The sequence below is a fragment of the Pseudomonas sivasensis genome (assembly GCF_021391435.1).
GTDB classification, from domain to species: domain Bacteria; phylum Pseudomonadota; class Gammaproteobacteria; order Pseudomonadales; family Pseudomonadaceae; genus Aquipseudomonas; species Aquipseudomonas sivasensis.
Genome location: NZ_CP090029.1, coordinates 1 through 16079, shown reverse-complemented (window position 1 = coordinate 16079; position 16079 = coordinate 1). Strand labels below are relative to the sequence as shown.

The 16079-nt window shown below is 60.6% G+C and carries 15 protein-coding genes; 9 read left to right on the top strand and 6 right to left on the bottom strand.

Features of this window, described 5'->3' with window-relative positions; genetic code table 11:
* Nucleotides 1-127: 127 nt before the first annotated feature.
* The gene (locus LRO94_RS00075) at nucleotides 128-1270 is read left to right on the top strand and encodes an MFS transporter (protein WP_095185205.1); all 1143 of its coding nucleotides are present in this window, start codon (nucleotides 128-130) and stop codon (nucleotides 1268-1270) included.
* Nucleotides 1271-1335: 65 nt separating this feature from the next.
* Here LRO94_RS00075 and LRO94_RS00070 read toward each other — a convergent pair whose 3' ends face one another.
* Both LRO94_RS00070 and LRO94_RS00065 read right to left on the bottom strand, forming a co-directional pair.
* Nucleotides 1336-2901 carry a phospholipase D family protein gene (locus tag LRO94_RS00070; protein ID WP_032884392.1) on the bottom strand — a complete coding sequence of 522 codons (1566 nt, stop codon included), beginning with the start codon at nucleotides 2899-2901 and terminating at the stop codon, nucleotides 1336-1338.
* 62 nt (nucleotides 2902-2963) lie between these two features.
* Nucleotides 2964-4388, bottom strand: a complete 1425-nt coding sequence (locus tag LRO94_RS00065) for an aminotransferase-like domain-containing protein (RefSeq protein WP_032884391.1) — start codon at nucleotides 4386-4388, stop codon at nucleotides 2964-2966.
* 166 nt (nucleotides 4389-4554) lie between these two features.
* Between LRO94_RS00065 and LRO94_RS00060 the strand changes: the two genes are divergently transcribed.
* Nucleotides 4555-4779 (top strand): DUF1127 domain-containing protein, encoded by a 225-nt coding sequence (locus LRO94_RS00060; RefSeq protein ID WP_032884390.1) that lies wholly within the window; start codon nucleotides 4555-4557, stop codon nucleotides 4777-4779.
* On the opposite strand, the gene LRO94_RS00055 is transcribed toward LRO94_RS00060, so the two are convergent.
* Complete coding sequence (locus tag LRO94_RS00055) at nucleotides 4780-6072, bottom strand: NAD(P)/FAD-dependent oxidoreductase (RefSeq protein ID WP_179179747.1); 1293 nt, start codon at nucleotides 6070-6072, stop codon at nucleotides 4780-4782.
* A 115-nt stretch (nucleotides 6073-6187) separates the two neighbouring features.
* Here LRO94_RS00055 and LRO94_RS00050 point away from each other — a divergent pair, with 115 nt between their 5' ends.
* Nucleotides 6188-6541, top strand: a complete 354-nt coding sequence (locus LRO94_RS00050; RefSeq protein ID WP_032884386.1) for a YkgJ family cysteine cluster protein — start codon at nucleotides 6188-6190, stop codon at nucleotides 6539-6541.
* A 28-nt stretch (nucleotides 6542-6569) separates the two neighbouring features.
* Here LRO94_RS00050 and LRO94_RS00045 read toward each other — a convergent pair whose 3' ends face one another.
* Nucleotides 6570-7058 (bottom strand): Lrp/AsnC ligand binding domain-containing protein, encoded by a 489-nt coding sequence (locus LRO94_RS00045; RefSeq protein WP_003176896.1) that lies wholly within the window; start codon nucleotides 7056-7058, stop codon nucleotides 6570-6572.
* Between the two features lie 156 nt (nucleotides 7059-7214).
* Between LRO94_RS00045 and dadA the strand changes: the two genes are divergently transcribed.
* The 6 genes from dadA (at nucleotide 7215) to LRO94_RS00015 (ending at nucleotide 13315) form a co-directional block, all read left to right on the top strand.
* Entirely contained in the window at nucleotides 7215-8516 is a 1302-nt protein-coding gene (gene dadA, locus LRO94_RS00040; RefSeq protein WP_032884384.1) for a D-amino acid dehydrogenase, read from the top strand.
* Nucleotides 8488-8841, top strand: a complete 354-nt coding sequence (locus LRO94_RS00035) for a RidA family protein (protein WP_017135862.1) — start codon at nucleotides 8488-8490, stop codon at nucleotides 8839-8841. The genes dadA and LRO94_RS00035 overlap by 29 nt, the downstream gene beginning before the upstream one ends.
* A gap of 80 nt (nucleotides 8842-8921) precedes the next feature.
* Nucleotides 8922-9995: an alanine racemase gene (alr, locus tag LRO94_RS00030; protein ID WP_179179748.1), complete on the top strand. Its 1074-nt coding sequence runs from the start codon at nucleotides 8922-8924 to the stop codon at nucleotides 9993-9995.
* Between the two features lie 116 nt (nucleotides 9996-10111).
* A complete protein-coding gene (locus LRO94_RS00025; protein ID WP_003176893.1) occupies nucleotides 10112-10660 on the top strand; it encodes a cupin domain-containing protein in 549 nt (182 codons plus the stop codon).
* Between the two features lie 181 nt (nucleotides 10661-10841).
* Nucleotides 10842-11255, top strand: a complete 414-nt coding sequence (locus LRO94_RS00020) for a c-type cytochrome (RefSeq protein ID WP_179180108.1) — start codon at nucleotides 10842-10844, stop codon at nucleotides 11253-11255.
* 137 nt (nucleotides 11256-11392) lie between these two features.
* A complete protein-coding gene (locus tag LRO94_RS00015; RefSeq protein ID WP_032884379.1) occupies nucleotides 11393-13315 on the top strand; it encodes an acetyl-CoA hydrolase/transferase C-terminal domain-containing protein in 1923 nt (640 codons plus the stop codon).
* A gap of 126 nt (nucleotides 13316-13441) precedes the next feature.
* On the opposite strand, the gene LRO94_RS00010 is transcribed toward LRO94_RS00015, so the two are convergent.
* Entirely contained in the window at nucleotides 13442-14011 is a 570-nt protein-coding gene (locus LRO94_RS00010; protein ID WP_003176890.1) for a xanthine phosphoribosyltransferase, read from the bottom strand.
* A 58-nt stretch (nucleotides 14012-14069) separates the two neighbouring features.
* Nucleotides 14070-16079 carry a DNA helicase Rep gene (gene rep, locus LRO94_RS00005; RefSeq protein ID WP_095185200.1) on the bottom strand — a complete coding sequence of 670 codons (2010 nt, stop codon included), beginning with the start codon at nucleotides 16077-16079 and terminating at the stop codon, nucleotides 14070-14072.

The window sequence follows — 16079 nt, the reverse complement described above, 5'->3', positions numbered from 1 at the left end:
GAGGGGGCTTGCCCCCGATAGCCGTGTGTCAGGCACTAAAAGTGCCCAATGATTCACCGCGATCGGGGGCAATCCCCCTCCCACACTGCTTTGTGTGTCCTCAAGAATTATCCACAGGAGTGTGGCAATGCGTTGGGCGACCTATTTCGCCGTGTTGGCCTCGGTACTCAGTGTCGGTCTGGCCCTGGGGGTGAGCATGCCGCTGGTGTCCCTGCGCCTGGAAGGCTGGGGTTACGGCAGTTTCGCCATTGGCGTGATGGCCGCCATGCCGGCCTTCGGCGTATTGCTCGGTGCCAAGGTCTCCAGTCGGCTGGCCTCCTGGCTCGGCACTGCCAACCTGATGCGCCTGTGCCTGTGGGCCGGGGCTGTGTCCATCGGTTTGCTGGCGATTCTGCCCAGTTACCCGGTATGGCTGGTGCTGCGGCTGATGATCGGGGTGATCCTGACCATTGTGTTTATCCTCGGCGAAAGCTGGATCAACCAACTGGTGGTGGAGCAGTGGCGCGGCCGCCTGGTGGCGTTATATGGCTGCAGTTATGCCCTGAGCCAGCTCTCGGGCCCATTGCTGCTAGGCCTGATTGGCACCGACCATGACTACGGCTTCTGGGTCGGCGTTGGCCTGTTGCTGGTGGCGCCGCTGTTGCTGCTGGGACGCTCAGGTGCGCCCACCGCTGACTCGTTCAGCGTGACCTTCGCTGACCTGTGGCGCTTCTGTAAGAGCCTGCCGGCGATCGCCTGGGCGGTGGCGCTGTTCGCCGCGTTCGAGGCAATGATCCTGACGCTGCTGCCGGTGTATTGCCTGCAACAGGGTTTTACTGCCGAGATCGCCTTGGCGATGGTCAGCACGGTGGTGGTCGGCGATGCGCTGCTGCAATTGCCCATCGGTGCGCTGGCCGACTACCTGCCTCGACGTACGCTGTTTCTGAGTTGCGCGGTGCTGTTACTGGCGTCCAGCCTGGCGATTCCGTTGACGTTGCACACGCTGTTGATCTGGCCGATATGGGTAGTGTTCGGCGCCAGTGCTGGCGGGTTGTTTACCCTCTCGTTGATCCTGATTGGCGAGCGCTATCGTGACGATGCGCTGGTGCGCGCCAATGCCCATATCGCTCAGTTGTGGGGCATCGGGTGCCTGGTCGGCCCGCTGGTGGCCGGTGCGGGCAGCCAGTGGATCAACGGGCATGCGCTGCCGCTGTTAATGGCAGCCGGGGCGTTGGGGTTGGTGGTGCTGTTGCTGCGCCAGGGCGCATTCGGTACCGCACAGCCAGCCTGATTTGAAAGGCGATCAAGTGTGGGAGGGGGGGGCAAGCCCTCTCCCGCATTGGATCTTCATTGTGCTTAGAGCATGCGTTCCAGGCCGACCGAAGTGGCAAACCAGGCATTGAAGCGCCGCCACCAACTGCCAGGTTCGCGTGTCAGGGTGTGCAGTTGACCGTTATCTTCGGTCACCCACACCACGTTGCCGTCCTGCAGTTTCGCCTCATAACTCAAGGCGGGCGCCATGCCTTGCAGCGCCAGTTTGCGCACGTGTTCCGCCAGTTCGGGGCTGTCCACCAGGACACCGACTTCGGTGTTCCACAGCACAGAGCGTGGGTCGAAGTTGAACGAGCCGATAAACGATTTCGTCCGATCAAAGATCATTGCCTTGCTGTGCAGGCTGGAATCCGAACCTCGGAAGGTGCCCCGGCGAAACAAGTGCGGGCCGCTGCCACCCCCGTCGCCCGGTTGGCGGCGTAGTTCATAGAGTTTGACTCCGTGCTCCAGCAGCGCCTTGCGATACGGCGCATAGCCACCGTGCACCGCCGGCACGTCGGTGGCTTCAAGGGAGTTGGTCAGCAGGCTCACGGATACACCCGCGTCGGCGCGCCCCGTTAGGTACACCAGTCCTGGCTGCCCCGGTACGAAGTACGCCGAGATCATTATCAGCTCTTGGTTGACACCCTCCAGCTCCGGTGCCAGTTGGGTGGTCAGCAGCAGGCGTGGGTCTGGGTCGGCCTTGGACAGGACCTTGCTCGGCGCGTCCCACAACGCCTGATTCCAGGCCCAGATCAGCTCGCGACGCCAGATGTCCATGCGCGGTTGGGTCTGGTAGGCGCGCAGGCGGTTGTACAGCGCGTGATTCTGCTGGCGCGACTCGGCCAACGACGCCTCCAGGCGCACGCGCGCGACGGCCAGGTCGCCTTTGGAGGGGCTGTTTGAGACGAAGTCGTCGATGGGTTTGCTCAGGGCGCTGTTCCAGTACTGATCGAAACTGTGCCCGAGCTGCTCGGCCACCGGCCCGACGCTGAGCATGTCGATATCGGTGAAGTTCAGATTGGGCTCGGCGTCGAAATACTCATCCCCCAGATTTCGCCCGCCGACGATGGCCACGCTGTTGTCCGCCAGCCACAACTTGTTGTGCATGCGCCGGTGTTGCAGCGACAGGTCGAACAGGCGACCCATGGCCCGCGTCACACCCATGCTGCGCCCCAGGTGCAGGGGGTTGAACAGGCGAATTTCGATCTTGGGGTGGGCGGCGAGGGTGGCGATGATTTGGTCGAGGCCGTCGCTGGTGGTGTCGTCCAGCAGGATGCGCACGCGCACGCCACGGTCGGCGGCTTTGAGCAGTTCATCTACCAGCATGCGCGTACTGATGCCATCGTGGACGATGTAGTACTGCAGATCGAGGCTGGTCTGGGCGTTACGGATCAGCTCGGCGCGGGCCATGAAGGCTTCGCTGCTGTTGGGCAGCAGGCGGAAACCGGAGCGCCCTTGGTAAGGCGCGGCCTGGGCCTGGATCGAGCGGCCGAACGACGACTGTGCAGCCGGCAGTGCGTCGCTGGGGATGCGCTCAGTGCTCACCGTGGCGCAGCCACCCAGGCTCAGTGCTCCCAGCAGGAAAAGCGGTAAAAGCCGTCGAATCATCAAGGGAGGCGCTTCCAGATCAGGGCAGTTGTCGGCATATGACGGCAATTTCCCGCGAAAGGTCAGTCGGTCGACTCGGCCAACATCTTTATCGCGGCGGCACCGACCTTGCGTACCGCTTCTTCAATCTGCGGGGTTGGTTTAGCACCGTAGTTCATGCGCAGGCAGTTGCGGTACTTGCCCGACGCAGAAAAGATACTGCCTACCGCAATCTGTACACCCTGTTCCACCAGCACCCGGTTGAGCTTGAGGGTATCGAAGCCTTCCGGCAATTCCACCCAGAGCATGAAGCTGCCTTGGGGACGGCTGGCGCGGGTGCCCGCCGGGAAATAGCGGCTGACCCAATCGAGCATCAAGTCGCGATTACGCTGGTATTGAGTGCGCATCCGCCGCAAATGAGGTTCGAAATGCCCGCCCTTGAGAAATTCGGCAATCGCGATCTGCGGTTGGGTCGCGGTGGAGCCGGTGCTGATGTATTTCATGTGCAGTACCCGCTCAAGGTAGCGCCCCGGTGCTACCCAGCCAATACGCAGGCCCGGCGCGAGGGTTTTCGAGAAGGAGCTGCAGAGCAGCACTCGGCCGTCTTCGTCGAAGGATTTGATAGTGCGCGGCCGCGGGTAGCTGTAGGCCAATTCGCCATAGACGTCGTCTTCGATGATTGCCACGTCAAAGCGTTGGGCCAGGGTCAGCAGTGCGCGTTTGCGTGCCTCCGGCATGATGTAGCCTAAGGGGTTATTGCAGTTGGGGGTCAACTGGATGACCTTGATCGGCCACTGCTCCAAGGCTAGTTCCAGTGCTTCAAGGCTGATGCCGGTGATGGGGTCGGTGGGAATCTCCAGGGCTTTCATGCCCAGCCCCTTGAGGGTCTGCATGGCGCCGTGAAAGCTCGGCGAGTCCACCGCGACGATATCGCCAGGATCACAGATAGCGTGGATGCTGGCGGACAGCGCCTCATGGCAGCCAGTGGTGATTACGATGTCTTCGGCGGTCAGTTGGCAGCCGGAATCCAATGACAGCCGTGCGATTTGCTCACGTAATTCCATACAGCCGAGGATGTTGTCGTAGTACAGCCCGGGCAGATCCTGACGCCGGCTTACGCGGGCGAGGCTGCGCAACAAGGGCTTCAGGGTGGGCGACAATACATCCGGCATGCCCCGGCCCATCTGTATGACGTCTTTGCGTGGCACGGCGCGAATCAGTTCCAGCACTTGGTCCCACTGGGAGATTTCCACCGGCCGCTGTGCTGGCCGGCCCACCTCCGGCAATGCCGGCAGCTCGCGGCCGACGGGTACAAAGTAGCCGGACTTGGGCTTGGGCATCGCCAGACCGTTGTCTTCCAGCACGCGATAAGCCTGTTGCACGGTGCTCAGGCTGACCCCGTGTTCCACGCTTAAGGCCCGTACAGATGGCAATCGATCACCGGGGCGATAGAAGCCCTGTTCGATACGAGTGCCCAGCAATTCGGCGAGGTTGACATAGAGGGTCATGACGGTCGCTCCCAATGGACCAGTACAGATAGGGGGAAAATACAGGATTCAGCCGCTCAGAGGCAGTGTCTGTATGGATTTAATAAAGCTTGGTTGAATCTGTAATGGTTTTTGCCGATTGCCCATTCTTGTCACTCAAGGCAACACGCCACTGAGGGGCAACAAAATGAACGGCATGAGCGATGTGAGGCTGGCGTTACACGGTCAGGAACTGGAAGCAGGGCAGCAGCGGGTACTGTCTGCGCTCACGGGTAACCGCTGGAGCCTGTTCTGGCATCGTCGCCATACCCGCAAGGCCCTGCTGACGCTGACCTGCGAGCAATTGCAGGATATCGGGCTGACTGTCGAACAGGCACGCCAGGAAGGCTTGAAGCCTTTCTGGCGCGGTTGATCACACCAGCTCTTTGAGGCGGTGCCAGAGCATCCCCAGCGCCAGAAGCGGCGAGCGCAGGTGCTTGCCGCCGGGGAAGGTGATGTGCGGCACCCTTGCGAACAGATCGAAACGCCCTTGCTGCTGGCCGCTGATGGCTTCGGCCAGCAGCTTGCCTGCCAAGTGCGTGGCGTTCAGGCCATGGCCCGCGTAGGCCTGGGCGTAATACACGTTGGGTTGATCCGCCAACCGGCCGATCTGCGGCAAGCGATTGGCGCCGATGCCGATCATGCCGCCCCACTGATAGTCGATTTTTGCGTCGGCCAACTGTGGGAACACCTGTAGCATTTTCGGCCGCATGTAGGCGCTGATGTCCTGGGGATCACGACCGGAGTAGTGGCACGCCCCCCCGAACAGCAGGCGACGGTCGGCGGACAGGCGGAAGTAGTCCACCGTCACTCGTTGGTCGCACACCGCCATGTTTTGCGGCAACAGGCTGGCGGCCTGAGCTTCGCTCAAAGGTTCGGTGGCGATGATGTAGCTTCCGGCGGGCAGCACTTTGCCGCTCAGGTGCGGGTTGAGGCCGTTGAGGTAGGCGTTGCAGGCCAGCACCAGAGTCTTGGCACGCACATGGCCATTGGCGGTATACACCTTGACCTCGGGGCCGTAGTCGATGCGCGTCACTTCGGACTGCTCAAACAACTGCACGCCCAACCCCTGTGCGGCGGCCGCTTCGCCGAGCGCCAGGTTCAGCGGGTGCAGGTGGCCTGAACCCATGTCGATCATGCCGCCCACATAGCGGTCGGAACCGATCACACTGCCCATCTCGGCGGCTTGCAGCAGGCGCACTTCATGGCGATAGCCCAGGCTGCGCAGTTCTTCGGCGTCTTCGGCCAGGCCGTGCAGGTCACGAGGCCTGTTGGCAAGGTCGCAGTAGCCCCACGTCAGGTCGCAGGGGATCTGGTAGCGCTCGACACGCTCGCGCACGATCTCCACAGCCTCCAAGCCCATCAACTTCATCTCGCGCACGCCATCGGCGCCGATCACGTTGGTGAACTGGTCCAGGCCGTGGCCGACGCCGCGAATCAGTTGCCCGCCATTACGTCCGCTGGCGCCCCAGGCGATCTTGCGCGCTTCCAGCAACACCACGCGCAAGCCGCGCTCGGCCAGTTCCAGGGCGGTGTTAAGCCCGGAAAACCCCCCGCCGATCACACACACGTCGGCAGTCACTTCGCCTGTCAACGCCGGGTAATCGGGTTGCGGCACGCTGCTGGCGGCGTAGTAGGAAGCGGTGTGCCGGGCGCTGGCGATCATGGGCGGAATCCCTGTTTGGAAAATTTGACGCAGGATACAACGGTCGGGCGAAGCTGTCTGTGCGGGGCGTTTTGCGTCAGAATCCACGCCTATTTGCCGTTCGGTACGTGTTTCGATGAGTTGCAACAGTCAGAAAGTCAGCGCATTGCGCCGTCAGATTCCTTCGTTCGAGTGCGTCCCCGGTTGTCACGACTGCTGTGGGCCGGTGACCACATCGCCCGAGGAAATGTCGCGCCTGCCGCGTAAGACCGCCGCCGAGCAGGACGCGGCCATGGACGAACTGAACTGTGTACACCTGGGGCCCAACGGTTGCACGGTGTATGACGAACGGCCGCTGATCTGCCGGTTGTTCGGTACCACTTCGACCTTGCCGTGCCCCAATGGGCGGCGGCCGGTGGAGCTGATTCATCCTCGGGTGGAGAAGCAAATCCATGAGTACATGGCGAGCACCCGGCAAGTACTCGTCTAGTGGGTGAGCTCGATCAAAATTTCGTCGGTTAGTCAGGAATCGGCAGGTTCAGGCTCTCTTTCACCTCTTCCATCACGATATAGCTCTTGGACTCCCGCACATGGGGCAGCTTGAGCAGAATGTCCCCCAGCAATTTGCGGTACGACGCCATCTCGGAAATCCGCGCTTTCACCAGGTAATCGAAGTCGCCGGACACCAGGTGGCATTCCAGCACATGGGGCAGTTTCAGTACGGCGCGGCGGAACTCTTCAAAGGTGTCGCCGGATTTGTAATCGAGGCTGATCTCGACAAATACCAGCAAACTGCCCTTCAAATGCTGGGGATTGAGCCGCGCGTTATAGCCCATGATGATCCCTTCACGCTCCAGCCGGCGGACCCGTTCGGTGCATGGCGTGGTCGACAACCCGACCTTTTCCCCCAGCTCTGTGAACGAGATACGCCCGTCGGTCTGCAGGATGCGCAGGATGTTGCGGTCGATCTTGTCCAGTTCCCGTTTGGTCTGAGTGTTGGTACGCATAGGGGATACGCCTCTGTGAAAAGGGTTTTTGCCGAGAATTGTCGCCAAATATAGGCATTTATATAGTGAAATGCACTGGTGATTGCTTTTTATACTGCGCCCATCATTGCTCGAATAACACACGTCAGCGGCTAAGCCCGCGATGAGGATATAAAAATGCGCGTTCTGGTCTTGGGTAGCGGCGTCATTGGTGTGACCAGTGCCTACTATTTGGCTCGGGCTGGCTTTGAAGTCGTTGTGGTCGACCGTCAGCCCGCTGCTGCCATGGAAACCAGTTTCGCCAACGCCGGCCAAGTGTCCCCAGGCTACGCTTCGCCATGGGCCGCGCCAGGCGTGCCGCTCAAGGCCATCAAATGGCTGCTGCAACGCCACGCGCCGCTGGCGATCAAGGCCACGGCCGATATCGATCAATACCTGTGGATGGCGCAGATGCTGCGCAACTGCACCGCCAGCCGTTATGCGGTGAACAAGGAGCGCATGGTGCGCTTGTCCGAGTACAGCCGTGACTGCCTCGACGAATTGCGCGCCGAGACCGGCATTGCCTACGAAGGTCGCAGCCTGGGGACTACTCAACTGTTCCGCACTCAGGCCCAGTTGGATGGCGCCGCCAAAGACATCGCGGTATTGAAAGAATCCGGCGTGCCCTTCGAACTGCTCGACCGCGCCGGCATTGCCCGCGTTGAGCCGGCCCTGGCCAATGTCACCGATATCCTCGCAGGTGCCTTGCGCCTGCCGAACGACCAGACTGGCGACTGCCAGATGTTCACCACCCGCCTGGCCGAGATGTGCAAGCAGTTGGGCGTGGAGTTTCGTTTTGAACAGGACATCCAGCGCCTCGACCGCGCCGGTGACCGCATCAACGGCGTGTGGATCGACGGCAAGCTGGAAACCGCCGACCGCTACGTGCTCGCCCTCGGCAGCTACTCGCCGAAGCTGCTCAAACCGCTGGGAATCAAGGCGCCGGTTTACCCGCTCAAGGGCTACTCGCTGACAGTGCCGATCACTAACCCTGCGATGGCGCCGACTTCGACCATTCTCGACGAGACCTACAAGGTCGCGATCACCCGTTTCGACAACCGCATTCGCGTCGGAGGCATGGCTGAAATAGCCGGTTTTGACCTGTCGCTTAACCCGCGTCGGCGTGAAACCCTGGAGATGATCGTCAACGACCTTTATCCTCAGGGCGGCGATCTGGCAACCGCCGAGTTCTGGACCGGCCTGCGCCCGACTACACCCGACGGCACACCAATTGTCGGTGCCACCCCGTTCAAGAATCTGTTCCTGAACACCGGCCACGGCACCCTCGGTTGGACCATGGCCTGCGGTTCCGGTCGTTTGCTGGCTGATCTGATGGCTAAGAAAACCCCGCAGATCAGCGCCGCAGGCCTCGATATTTCCCGTTACGGCAACCACCAGGAGTCCGCACAACATGTCAATCCAGCGCCAGCTCACCAATGAGCGCATGAGCCAGATCGTTGTCCACAGCGGTACCGTGTATCTGGCCGGGCAAGTCGGCGACGACATGAACGCCGGGATTGAACAGCAGACCCGTGAAACCCTCGCCAATATCGAGCGTTTGCTGGACCTGGCCGGCACCGACAAGACCAAGCTGCTGTCGGTGACGATCTACCTGAAAGACATCGACGCCGATTTCGCCGGCATGAACGCGGTGTGGGACAAGTGGCTGCCAAAAGGCGTCGCTCCGGCCCGCGCCACTGTCGAGGCCAAATTGTGCGAACCAGAAATCCTGGTAGAGCTGTCCGTCGTGGCCGCGCTGCCTTAAACAACGATCCCTCTCCCGGTGCCGAAGCTGTTGGTCGGTGCCGGTTTTTTCTTCACTTAGCCGCCTAGAAGCCTGCCGCCATGCGTCCTGCCCGTGCCCTGATCAACCTCCAAGCCCTGCGCCACAACTACCAACTGGCCCGTGAAATTACGGGGGCCAAGGCCCTTGCCGTGGTCAAGGCCGACGCCTACGGCCATGGTGCTGTGCGTGTGGCCCAGGCGCTGGAAGCCGAGGCAGATGGGTTTGCCGTGGCATGCATCGAGGAAGCCCTGGAGCTACGTGCCGCCGGTATTCGGGCGCCGGTGCTGCTGCTGGAAGGTTTCTTCGAAGCCGACGAGTTGCCGCTGATCATCGAGCATGATTTGTGGTGCGTAGTGCATTCTTTGTGGCAACTGGAGGCGATCGAACAGGCCAAACTGAGCAAGCCCCTGACCATCTGGCTCAAACTGGATTCGGGCATGCATCGCGTCGGCCTGCATCCAAAGGATTATCACGAGGCCTACCAGCGCCTGCTGGCCAGCGGCAAAGTCGCGAAAATCGTATTGATGAGCCACTTTGCTCGCGCCGATGAACTCGATTGCGTCAGCAGCAACGAGCAAGTCGCGGTGTTTGAGGCGGCGCGACAAGGCCTGGCGGCCGAGGTCAGCCTGCGCAATTCGCCGTCGGTGCTGGGCTGGCCGAGCATGACCAGCGACTGGGTGCGCCCCGGCATCATGCTTTATGGCGCGACGCCGTTTGGCGAAGACCATTCCATTGCCGCACGTCTGCAGCCGGTGATGACCCTGGAATCGAAAGTGATCTGCGTACGCGAACTGCCGGCCGGCGAGCCAGTGGGCTACGGCGCCCGGTTTATCACGCCTAAACCGATGCGTATCGGCGTGGTTGCCATGGGTTATGCCGACGGCTACCCGCGCCACGCGCCTACCGGCACGCCTGTGTTGGTGGCGGGGCAGCGCAGCCAATTGCTGGGGCGCGTGTCCATGGACATGCTGTGCATCGATCTGACCGACGTCCCTGAGGCAGGTCTTGGCTCTACGGTGGAGCTGTGGGGCAAGAACATCCTCGCCAGTGACGTCGCGGTTGCCGCTGAGACCATTCCCTACCAGATCTTCTGCAACCTGCGCCGGGTGCCAAGGCTCTATTCCGGCGCTTGACGGTCAGGCACGAACACAGCTTCCTGGGATTTAGGCCCAAGTGTTGTAAATACTGAACGCTGTCGCCATGATAACGCTCAATTACAACAAAGCCTGAATCCTAGGAGGCTCCCGCATTGGACGTCGGCGAACGACTGCAATCCATCCGCAAGCTGAAGGGTCTTTCCCAGCGTGAACTCGCCAAGCGCGCGGGCGTCACCAACAGCACCATTTCGATGATCGAAAAAAATAGTGTCAGCCCCTCGATCAGCTCCTTGCGCAAGGTGCTGGGCGGCATCCCCATGTCCATGGTCGAGTTCTTTTCCGAAGAGATCCTCCAGGAAATACCGACACAGATCGTCTATAAAGCCAATGAGCTGATCGACATCTCTGACGGCGCCGTCACCATGAAACTGGTGGGTCGAGCGCACCCGAGCCGGGCCATCGCGTTTCTCAACGAGATCTACCCACCGGGCGCCGACACTGGCGAAGAAATGCTCACCCACGAAGGCGAAGAAACCGGGATTCTGGTGGAAGGTCGCCTTGAATTGGTGGTCGGTCTTGAAACTTTTGTGCTCGAAGCTGGCGATAGCTACTACTTTGAAAGTACCAAGCCCCATCGTTTTCGCAATCCGTTCGACGTACCGGCGCGACTAATCAGCGCAGCCACACCCGCGAACTTTTAAGAATAGAGGCGTCCTGCCAGCGTTGCAGAGACACCCGAGCTGTATTCCGCGAGGCTGAATCTCCCTTTATTTAATAGGGTTGTTTCGGCCCGGCGGGCTAACCGTTATACTTTCGCCGCCTGCGAAACCGTGGCCGCAGGCGTGAATAGCCACCATTGAGGGTGAACGCGTGAACCTAATTATGAAAATGCTGGCTGCACCAGCAACCGTATTGGCCCTATGGGCTGTGAGCGCACAAGCTGCGACCAATGATGATATTGCCAAGCGTCTGGAGCCGGTGGGCCAGGTCTGCGTCCAGGGTGAGGAATGCAAAGGCATGGAAGTCGCCGTGGCAGCGGGCGGCGGCGGCGGCGCGAAAACCCCGGATGACGTCATCGCCAAACACTGCAACGCGTGCCACGGTACCGGCCTGCTGAACGCGCCGAAAATCGGCGACACCGCCGCCTGGAAAGAACGCGCCGACCACCAGGGCGGCCTCGACGGCATCCTGGCCAAGGCGATCACCGGCATCAACGCAATGCCACCTAAAGGCACCTGTGCTGATTGCTCGGATGAAGAGCTTAAAGGCGCGATCAAGAAGATGTCCGGCCTGTAACCTGCCGATCTTCGCCAAAAAAGCCGCTTACGAGCGGCTTTTTTGTGCCTGTGATTTACCCGTCGAGGCTGTTCTTTGCAGCAAAGACCCGGCAAGCTCGGTCCAACCCCTAATCATGGAATGTTCAGGAGGGTCGGATGGTGCAGTTGTGTTCAATCGAGCAAGCAGTTGACGACGTATTGGCGCGTTTGCCAGCGCATATTCACATGGGCATGCCGCTGGGCCTGGGCAAGCCCAATCTGTTCGTTAATGCGCTGTACCGGCGTATCGCCAAGCTGCCGGAGCGGGCGCTGACGATCTATACCGCGTTGAGCCTAGGCCGTCCGACAATGGGTGATGGCTTGCAGAAGCGCTTTCTTGAACCCTTTATCGAGCGGGTGTTTGGGGATTACCCGGAGTTGGAGTTTCTCGCCGCGCTGCATTCAGACAGCTTGCCGAAGAATATCCACGTGCAGCAGTTCTTCATGCAGCCCGGTAGTCTGCTGCACAGCACGTCGGCCCAGCAGGATTACGTCAGCAGCAACTACAGCCACGCAGCCCGCGATATCAACGCCGCTGGCCTGAACCTGGTGGCACAACTGGTCGCGAGCAGCGCGGAACACCCGGACCGCCTGAGCCTGAGCTGCAACCCCGACATCACCCTCGACCTGCTGCCCATGATCGCCAAGCGCCGTGAAGCGGGCGAAACCGTTTTGATCGTTGGGCAGGTTCACACCGATTTGCCCTACATGCCCGGCGATTCCGAGTTGGGCATGGACGCGTTCGACTACCTGATCGATGCTAAGGACAGCACCACACTGTTCTCCACGCCGAACATGCCGGTGGGGTTTCAGGACCATTTCATCGGCCTGCATGCCAGCACTTTGGTGCGCGATGGCGGCACCTTGCAGATCGGTATTGGCTCCATGGGCGATGCGTTGACCGCCGCCTTGCTGGCGCGCCAAGCCGATAACGAAGCTTACCGCCTGCTGCTGACGGATCTGGATGTGTATCAGTGGGCACCGCTGATCAGCCATGAAGGGGGTGTCGATCCCTTTGCCCGTGGCCTTTACGGTTGCAGCGAAATGTTCGTCAACGGCCTGCTGGTGCTGGCGGATGCGGGGATTATCCGGCGCAAGGTCTACCCGGATGTGGCCACTCAGGAACAAGCCAACGCCGGTTTGCTGGACGATGCGGCGCAGCCCGATGGGGTATCGATCCACGGTGGCTTCTTCCTCGGGCCACGCAGTTTTTACCAGCGTTTGCAGGAAATGACCCACGCCAAACGCCTTGAATTCAACATGACCCGCATCAGCTATATCAACGAGCTGTACGGCCAGGAAGAACTCAAGCGTTTGCAGCGCCAGGATGCACGGTTTATCAACAGCGCGATCACGGTGACGTTGCTGGGCGCAGGCGTGGCCGACCAGTTGGAGGACGGCCGCGTGCTCAGCGGTGTGGGCGGACAATACAACTTTGTGGCTCAGGGGCATGCGCTGGAAGGCGCGCGCTCCATCCTGATCCTGCGCAGCTGGCGTGAGTCGGCGGGGGAGGTCAGTTCCAATATCGTCTGGGAGTACGGACACTGCACCATTCCCCGGCACCTGCGGGACATCGTCATCACCGAGTACGGCATTGCCGACCTGCGCGGGCAGACGGATGCCAAGGTCATTGAGGCGTTGCTCAACATCACCGACTCGCGCTTCCAGGCCGACTTGATTGAGCAGGCGCAAAAGGCTGGCAAGTTGCCCAAGGATTTCCAGATGGATCCGCGCTTCACCGACAACACGCCGGAGCGGCTCCAGGGTATCCAGGCGCGGCATCGGCGTTTGTTCCCGGAGTATCCGCTGGGCAGCGATTTCACGGACGAAGAGCGGGATCTGTTGCGCGCATTGAACTGGCTCAAGAGCAAATTCAAGCTGACGGAAATTCTGGAGTTGGGCAAGGCGGCGCTGGATGCACCGGAGCCGGAGGCGTTTCCCGAGCACCTGAAACGGATGTGCCTGGATAAGCCGGAGGGGTTGAAGGAGGATCTGTATCAGCGCTTGTTACTCGCCGGCCTGCAGGCCACCGCGCACTAACAGACAAAAGAGGGCAAATGTGGGAGGGGACTTGCCCCCGATTGCGGTGTATCAGTCACCGAAAATATTGGCTGACCCACTGCTATCGGGAGCAAGCTCCCTCCCACATGTTGAGCGGTGTTGGCTTCAGATGAAGGTAACCACGCCACCGGCCAGCGATTTCACCCGCGCCAGCGACTCAACCCGATAACCCTGCGCATCCAGCTCTGCACGGCCACCCTGGAACGACTTCTCAATCACAATCCCCAAACCGGCAACGGTCGCACCGGCCTGCTTGATGATCGAAATCAGCGCCTGGGACGCCTTGCCGTTGGCCAGGAAGTCATCGATCACCAGTACGCGGTCGCTGCTGGTCAGGTGACGCGGCGAGATGGCCACGGTGCTCTCGGTTTTCTTGGTGAAGGAATACACCGTTGCCGACAGCAGGTTTTCGGTCAGGGTCAGGGACTGCTGCTTGCGGGCGAAGATCACCGGCACGCCCAGGTTCAGGCCGGTCATGATCGCCGGCGCAATGCCCGAGGCCTCGATAGTGACGATCTTGGTGATGCCCGAGTCCTTGAACAGTGCGGCGAATTCATCACCAATCAGCTTCATCAGCGCCGGGTCGATCTGATGGTTCAAAAAGGCGTCGACTTTGAGTACCTGATCGGAAAGCACGATGCCTTCTTCGCGAATTTTCTTGTGCAGTGCTTCCACGGAAAGCTTCCTCTAATGGCGCGGTCTGCGCCGAAAGTAGATTAAAAAGTAGTCGATTCTAGCGCTTTAACATCGCGCGTATGTCCGCCAGGGCGGTGTTGCCGCGTACGGCTTTCACCTCGGTCGGGGTGTCGTCATTGCCTTCCCAGGCCAGGTCATCCGGCGGCAGTTCATCCAGGAACCGGCTGGGGGCACAATCGATGATCTCGCCGTATTGCTTGCGCTTAGCGGCAAAGGTGAAGGCCAGGGTCTGACGCGCGCGGGTAATGCCCACGTAGGCCAGACGGCGTTCTTCCTCGATAGTGTCGGCTTCAATGCTGGAGCGGTGCGGGAGGATTTCTTCTTCCATCCCCATGATGAACACGTAGGGGAATTCCAAGCCCTTTGAGGCATGCAAGGTCATCATCTGCACACCTTCGGCGCCGTCTTCCTCTTCCTGCTGACGTTCGAGCATGTCGCGCAGTACCAGCTTGCCGATGGCGTCTTCGACGGTCATCTCGCCGTCTTCGTCTTTTTCCAGGGTGTTCTTCAGGGCTTCGATCAGGAACCAGACGTTGCCCATGCGGTAATCCGCAGCTTTGTCGCTGGAGCTGTTGGTGCGCAGCCAGTTTTCGTAGTCGATGTCCATGACCATGCTGCGCAGGGCGCTGATCGGGTCTTCGCCGGCGCACTGCTCGCGAACCTTGTCCATGAAGCGCTTGAAGCGCGCCAGGCGATCGGTGAAGCGCGTGTCCAAGTGCTCGCCCAGGCCGATCTCGTCGGTGGCGGCGTACATCGAAATCTTGCGTTCGGTCGCGTAGTTGCCGAGTTTTTCCAGGGTCGTCGAGCCGATTTCCCGGCGCGGCACGTTGATCACGCGCAGGAAGGCGTTGTCGTCGTCCGGGTTAACGATCAACCGGAAGTAGGCCATCAGGTCTTTCACTTCCTGGCGTCCGAAAAAGCTGTTGCCCCCCGACAGACGATATGGAATCTGGTGGTGCTGCAACTTCAGCTCGATCAGCTTGGCCTGGTAGTTACCGCGATACAGGATCGCAAAGTCGCTGTAGGGCCGATCGGTACGCAGGTGCAATGTGAGCAGCTCGACGGCCACGCGCTCGGCTTCGGCGTCTTCGTTGCGGCAGCGGATTACGCGGATCTCATCGCCGTGGCCCATCTCACTCCACAGCTGTTTTTCAAACTCGTGGGGGTTGTTCGAGATCAGCACGTTGGCGCAACGCAGGATGCGGCTGGTGGAGCGGTAGTTCTGCTCCAACATCACCACTTTCAAGGACGGGTAGTCGACCTTGAGCAGCATCAGGTTCTCCGGGCGGGCGCCGCGCCAGGCGTAGATCGACTGGTCATCGTCGCCCACCACGGTGAACTGGTTGCGCTTACCGATCAGCAACTTCACCAGCAAGTACTGGCTGGCGTTGGTGTCCTGGTATTCGTCCACCAGCAGGTAGCGCACCTTGTTCTGCCACTTTTCGAGGATGTCGGCGTGTTCCTGGAACAGCTTGACCGGCTGCAGGATCAGGTCGTCGAAGTCCACCGCATTGAACGCCTTGAGCGTGCGCTGGTAGTGGGTGTAGACGATGGCCGCGGTCTGTTCCTTGGGGTTGCGCGCGTTTTCCAGGGCCTCGGGGGGGAGGATCAGGTCGTTTTTCCAGGCGCCGATCATGTTTTTGATCTCGTCGACGCCGTCGTCGCCTGCGTATTCCTTCTGCATGATGTCGGTCATCAGGGCCTTGACGTCGGTCTCGTCAAAGATCGAGAAGCCCGGCTTGTAGCCCAGCCGCGCATGCTCCTTGCGGATGATGTTCAGCCCCAGGTTGTGGAAGGTACACACCGTGAGGCCACGGCCTTCGCCACCCTTGAGCAGGCTGCCGACGCGTTCTTTCATCTCGCGCGCGGCCTTGTTGGTAAAGGTCATGGCGACGATGTACTGGGCGCGGATGCCACAGCTCTGGATCAGGTGCGCGATCTTGCGGGTGATCACGCTGGTCTTGCCGGAGCCTGCACCGGCGAGCACCAATAGAGGGCCGCCGACGTAGTTCACGGCTTCTTGCTGCCGGGGATTGAGTCGGGACAT

Bases quoted from the DNA above. Each gene is read 5' to 3' on its own strand.
- LRO94_RS00050 (WP_032884386.1), top strand. From the start codon at position 6,188: ATGAGTTGCAACAGTCAGAAAGTCAGCGCATTGCGCCGTCAGATTCCT.
- alr (WP_179179748.1), top strand. From the start codon at position 8,922: ATGCGTCCTGCCCGTGCCCTGATCAACCTCCAAGCCCTGCGCCACAAC.
- LRO94_RS00060 (WP_032884390.1), top strand. From the start codon at position 4,555: ATGAACGGCATGAGCGATGTGAGGCTGGCGTTACACGGTCAGGAACTG.
- LRO94_RS00015 (WP_032884379.1), top strand. From the start codon at position 11,393: ATGGTGCAGTTGTGTTCAATCGAGCAAGCAGTTGACGACGTATTGGCG.
- LRO94_RS00065 (WP_032884391.1), bottom strand. From the start codon at position 4,388: ATGACCCTCTATGTCAACCTCGCCGAATTGCTGGGCACTCGTATCGAA.
- LRO94_RS00075 (WP_095185205.1), top strand. From the start codon at position 128: ATGCGTTGGGCGACCTATTTCGCCGTGTTGGCCTCGGTACTCAGTGTC.
- LRO94_RS00035 (WP_017135862.1), top strand. From the start codon at position 8,488: ATGTCAATCCAGCGCCAGCTCACCAATGAGCGCATGAGCCAGATCGTT.
- LRO94_RS00045 (WP_003176896.1), bottom strand. From the start codon at position 7,058: ATGCGTACCAACACTCAGACCAAACGGGAACTGGACAAGATCGACCGC.
- LRO94_RS00055 (WP_179179747.1), bottom strand. From the start codon at position 6,072: ATGATCGCCAGCGCCCGGCACACCGCTTCCTACTACGCCGCCAGCAGC.
- rep (WP_095185200.1), bottom strand. From the start codon at position 16,079: ATGTCCCGACTCAATCCCCGGCAGCAAGAAGCCGTGAACTACGTCGGC.
- dadA (WP_032884384.1), top strand. From the start codon at position 7,215: ATGCGCGTTCTGGTCTTGGGTAGCGGCGTCATTGGTGTGACCAGTGCC.
- LRO94_RS00020 (WP_179180108.1), top strand. From the start codon at position 10,842: ATGAAAATGCTGGCTGCACCAGCAACCGTATTGGCCCTATGGGCTGTG.
- LRO94_RS00070 (WP_032884392.1), bottom strand. From the start codon at position 2,901: ATGATTCGACGGCTTTTACCGCTTTTCCTGCTGGGAGCACTGAGCCTG.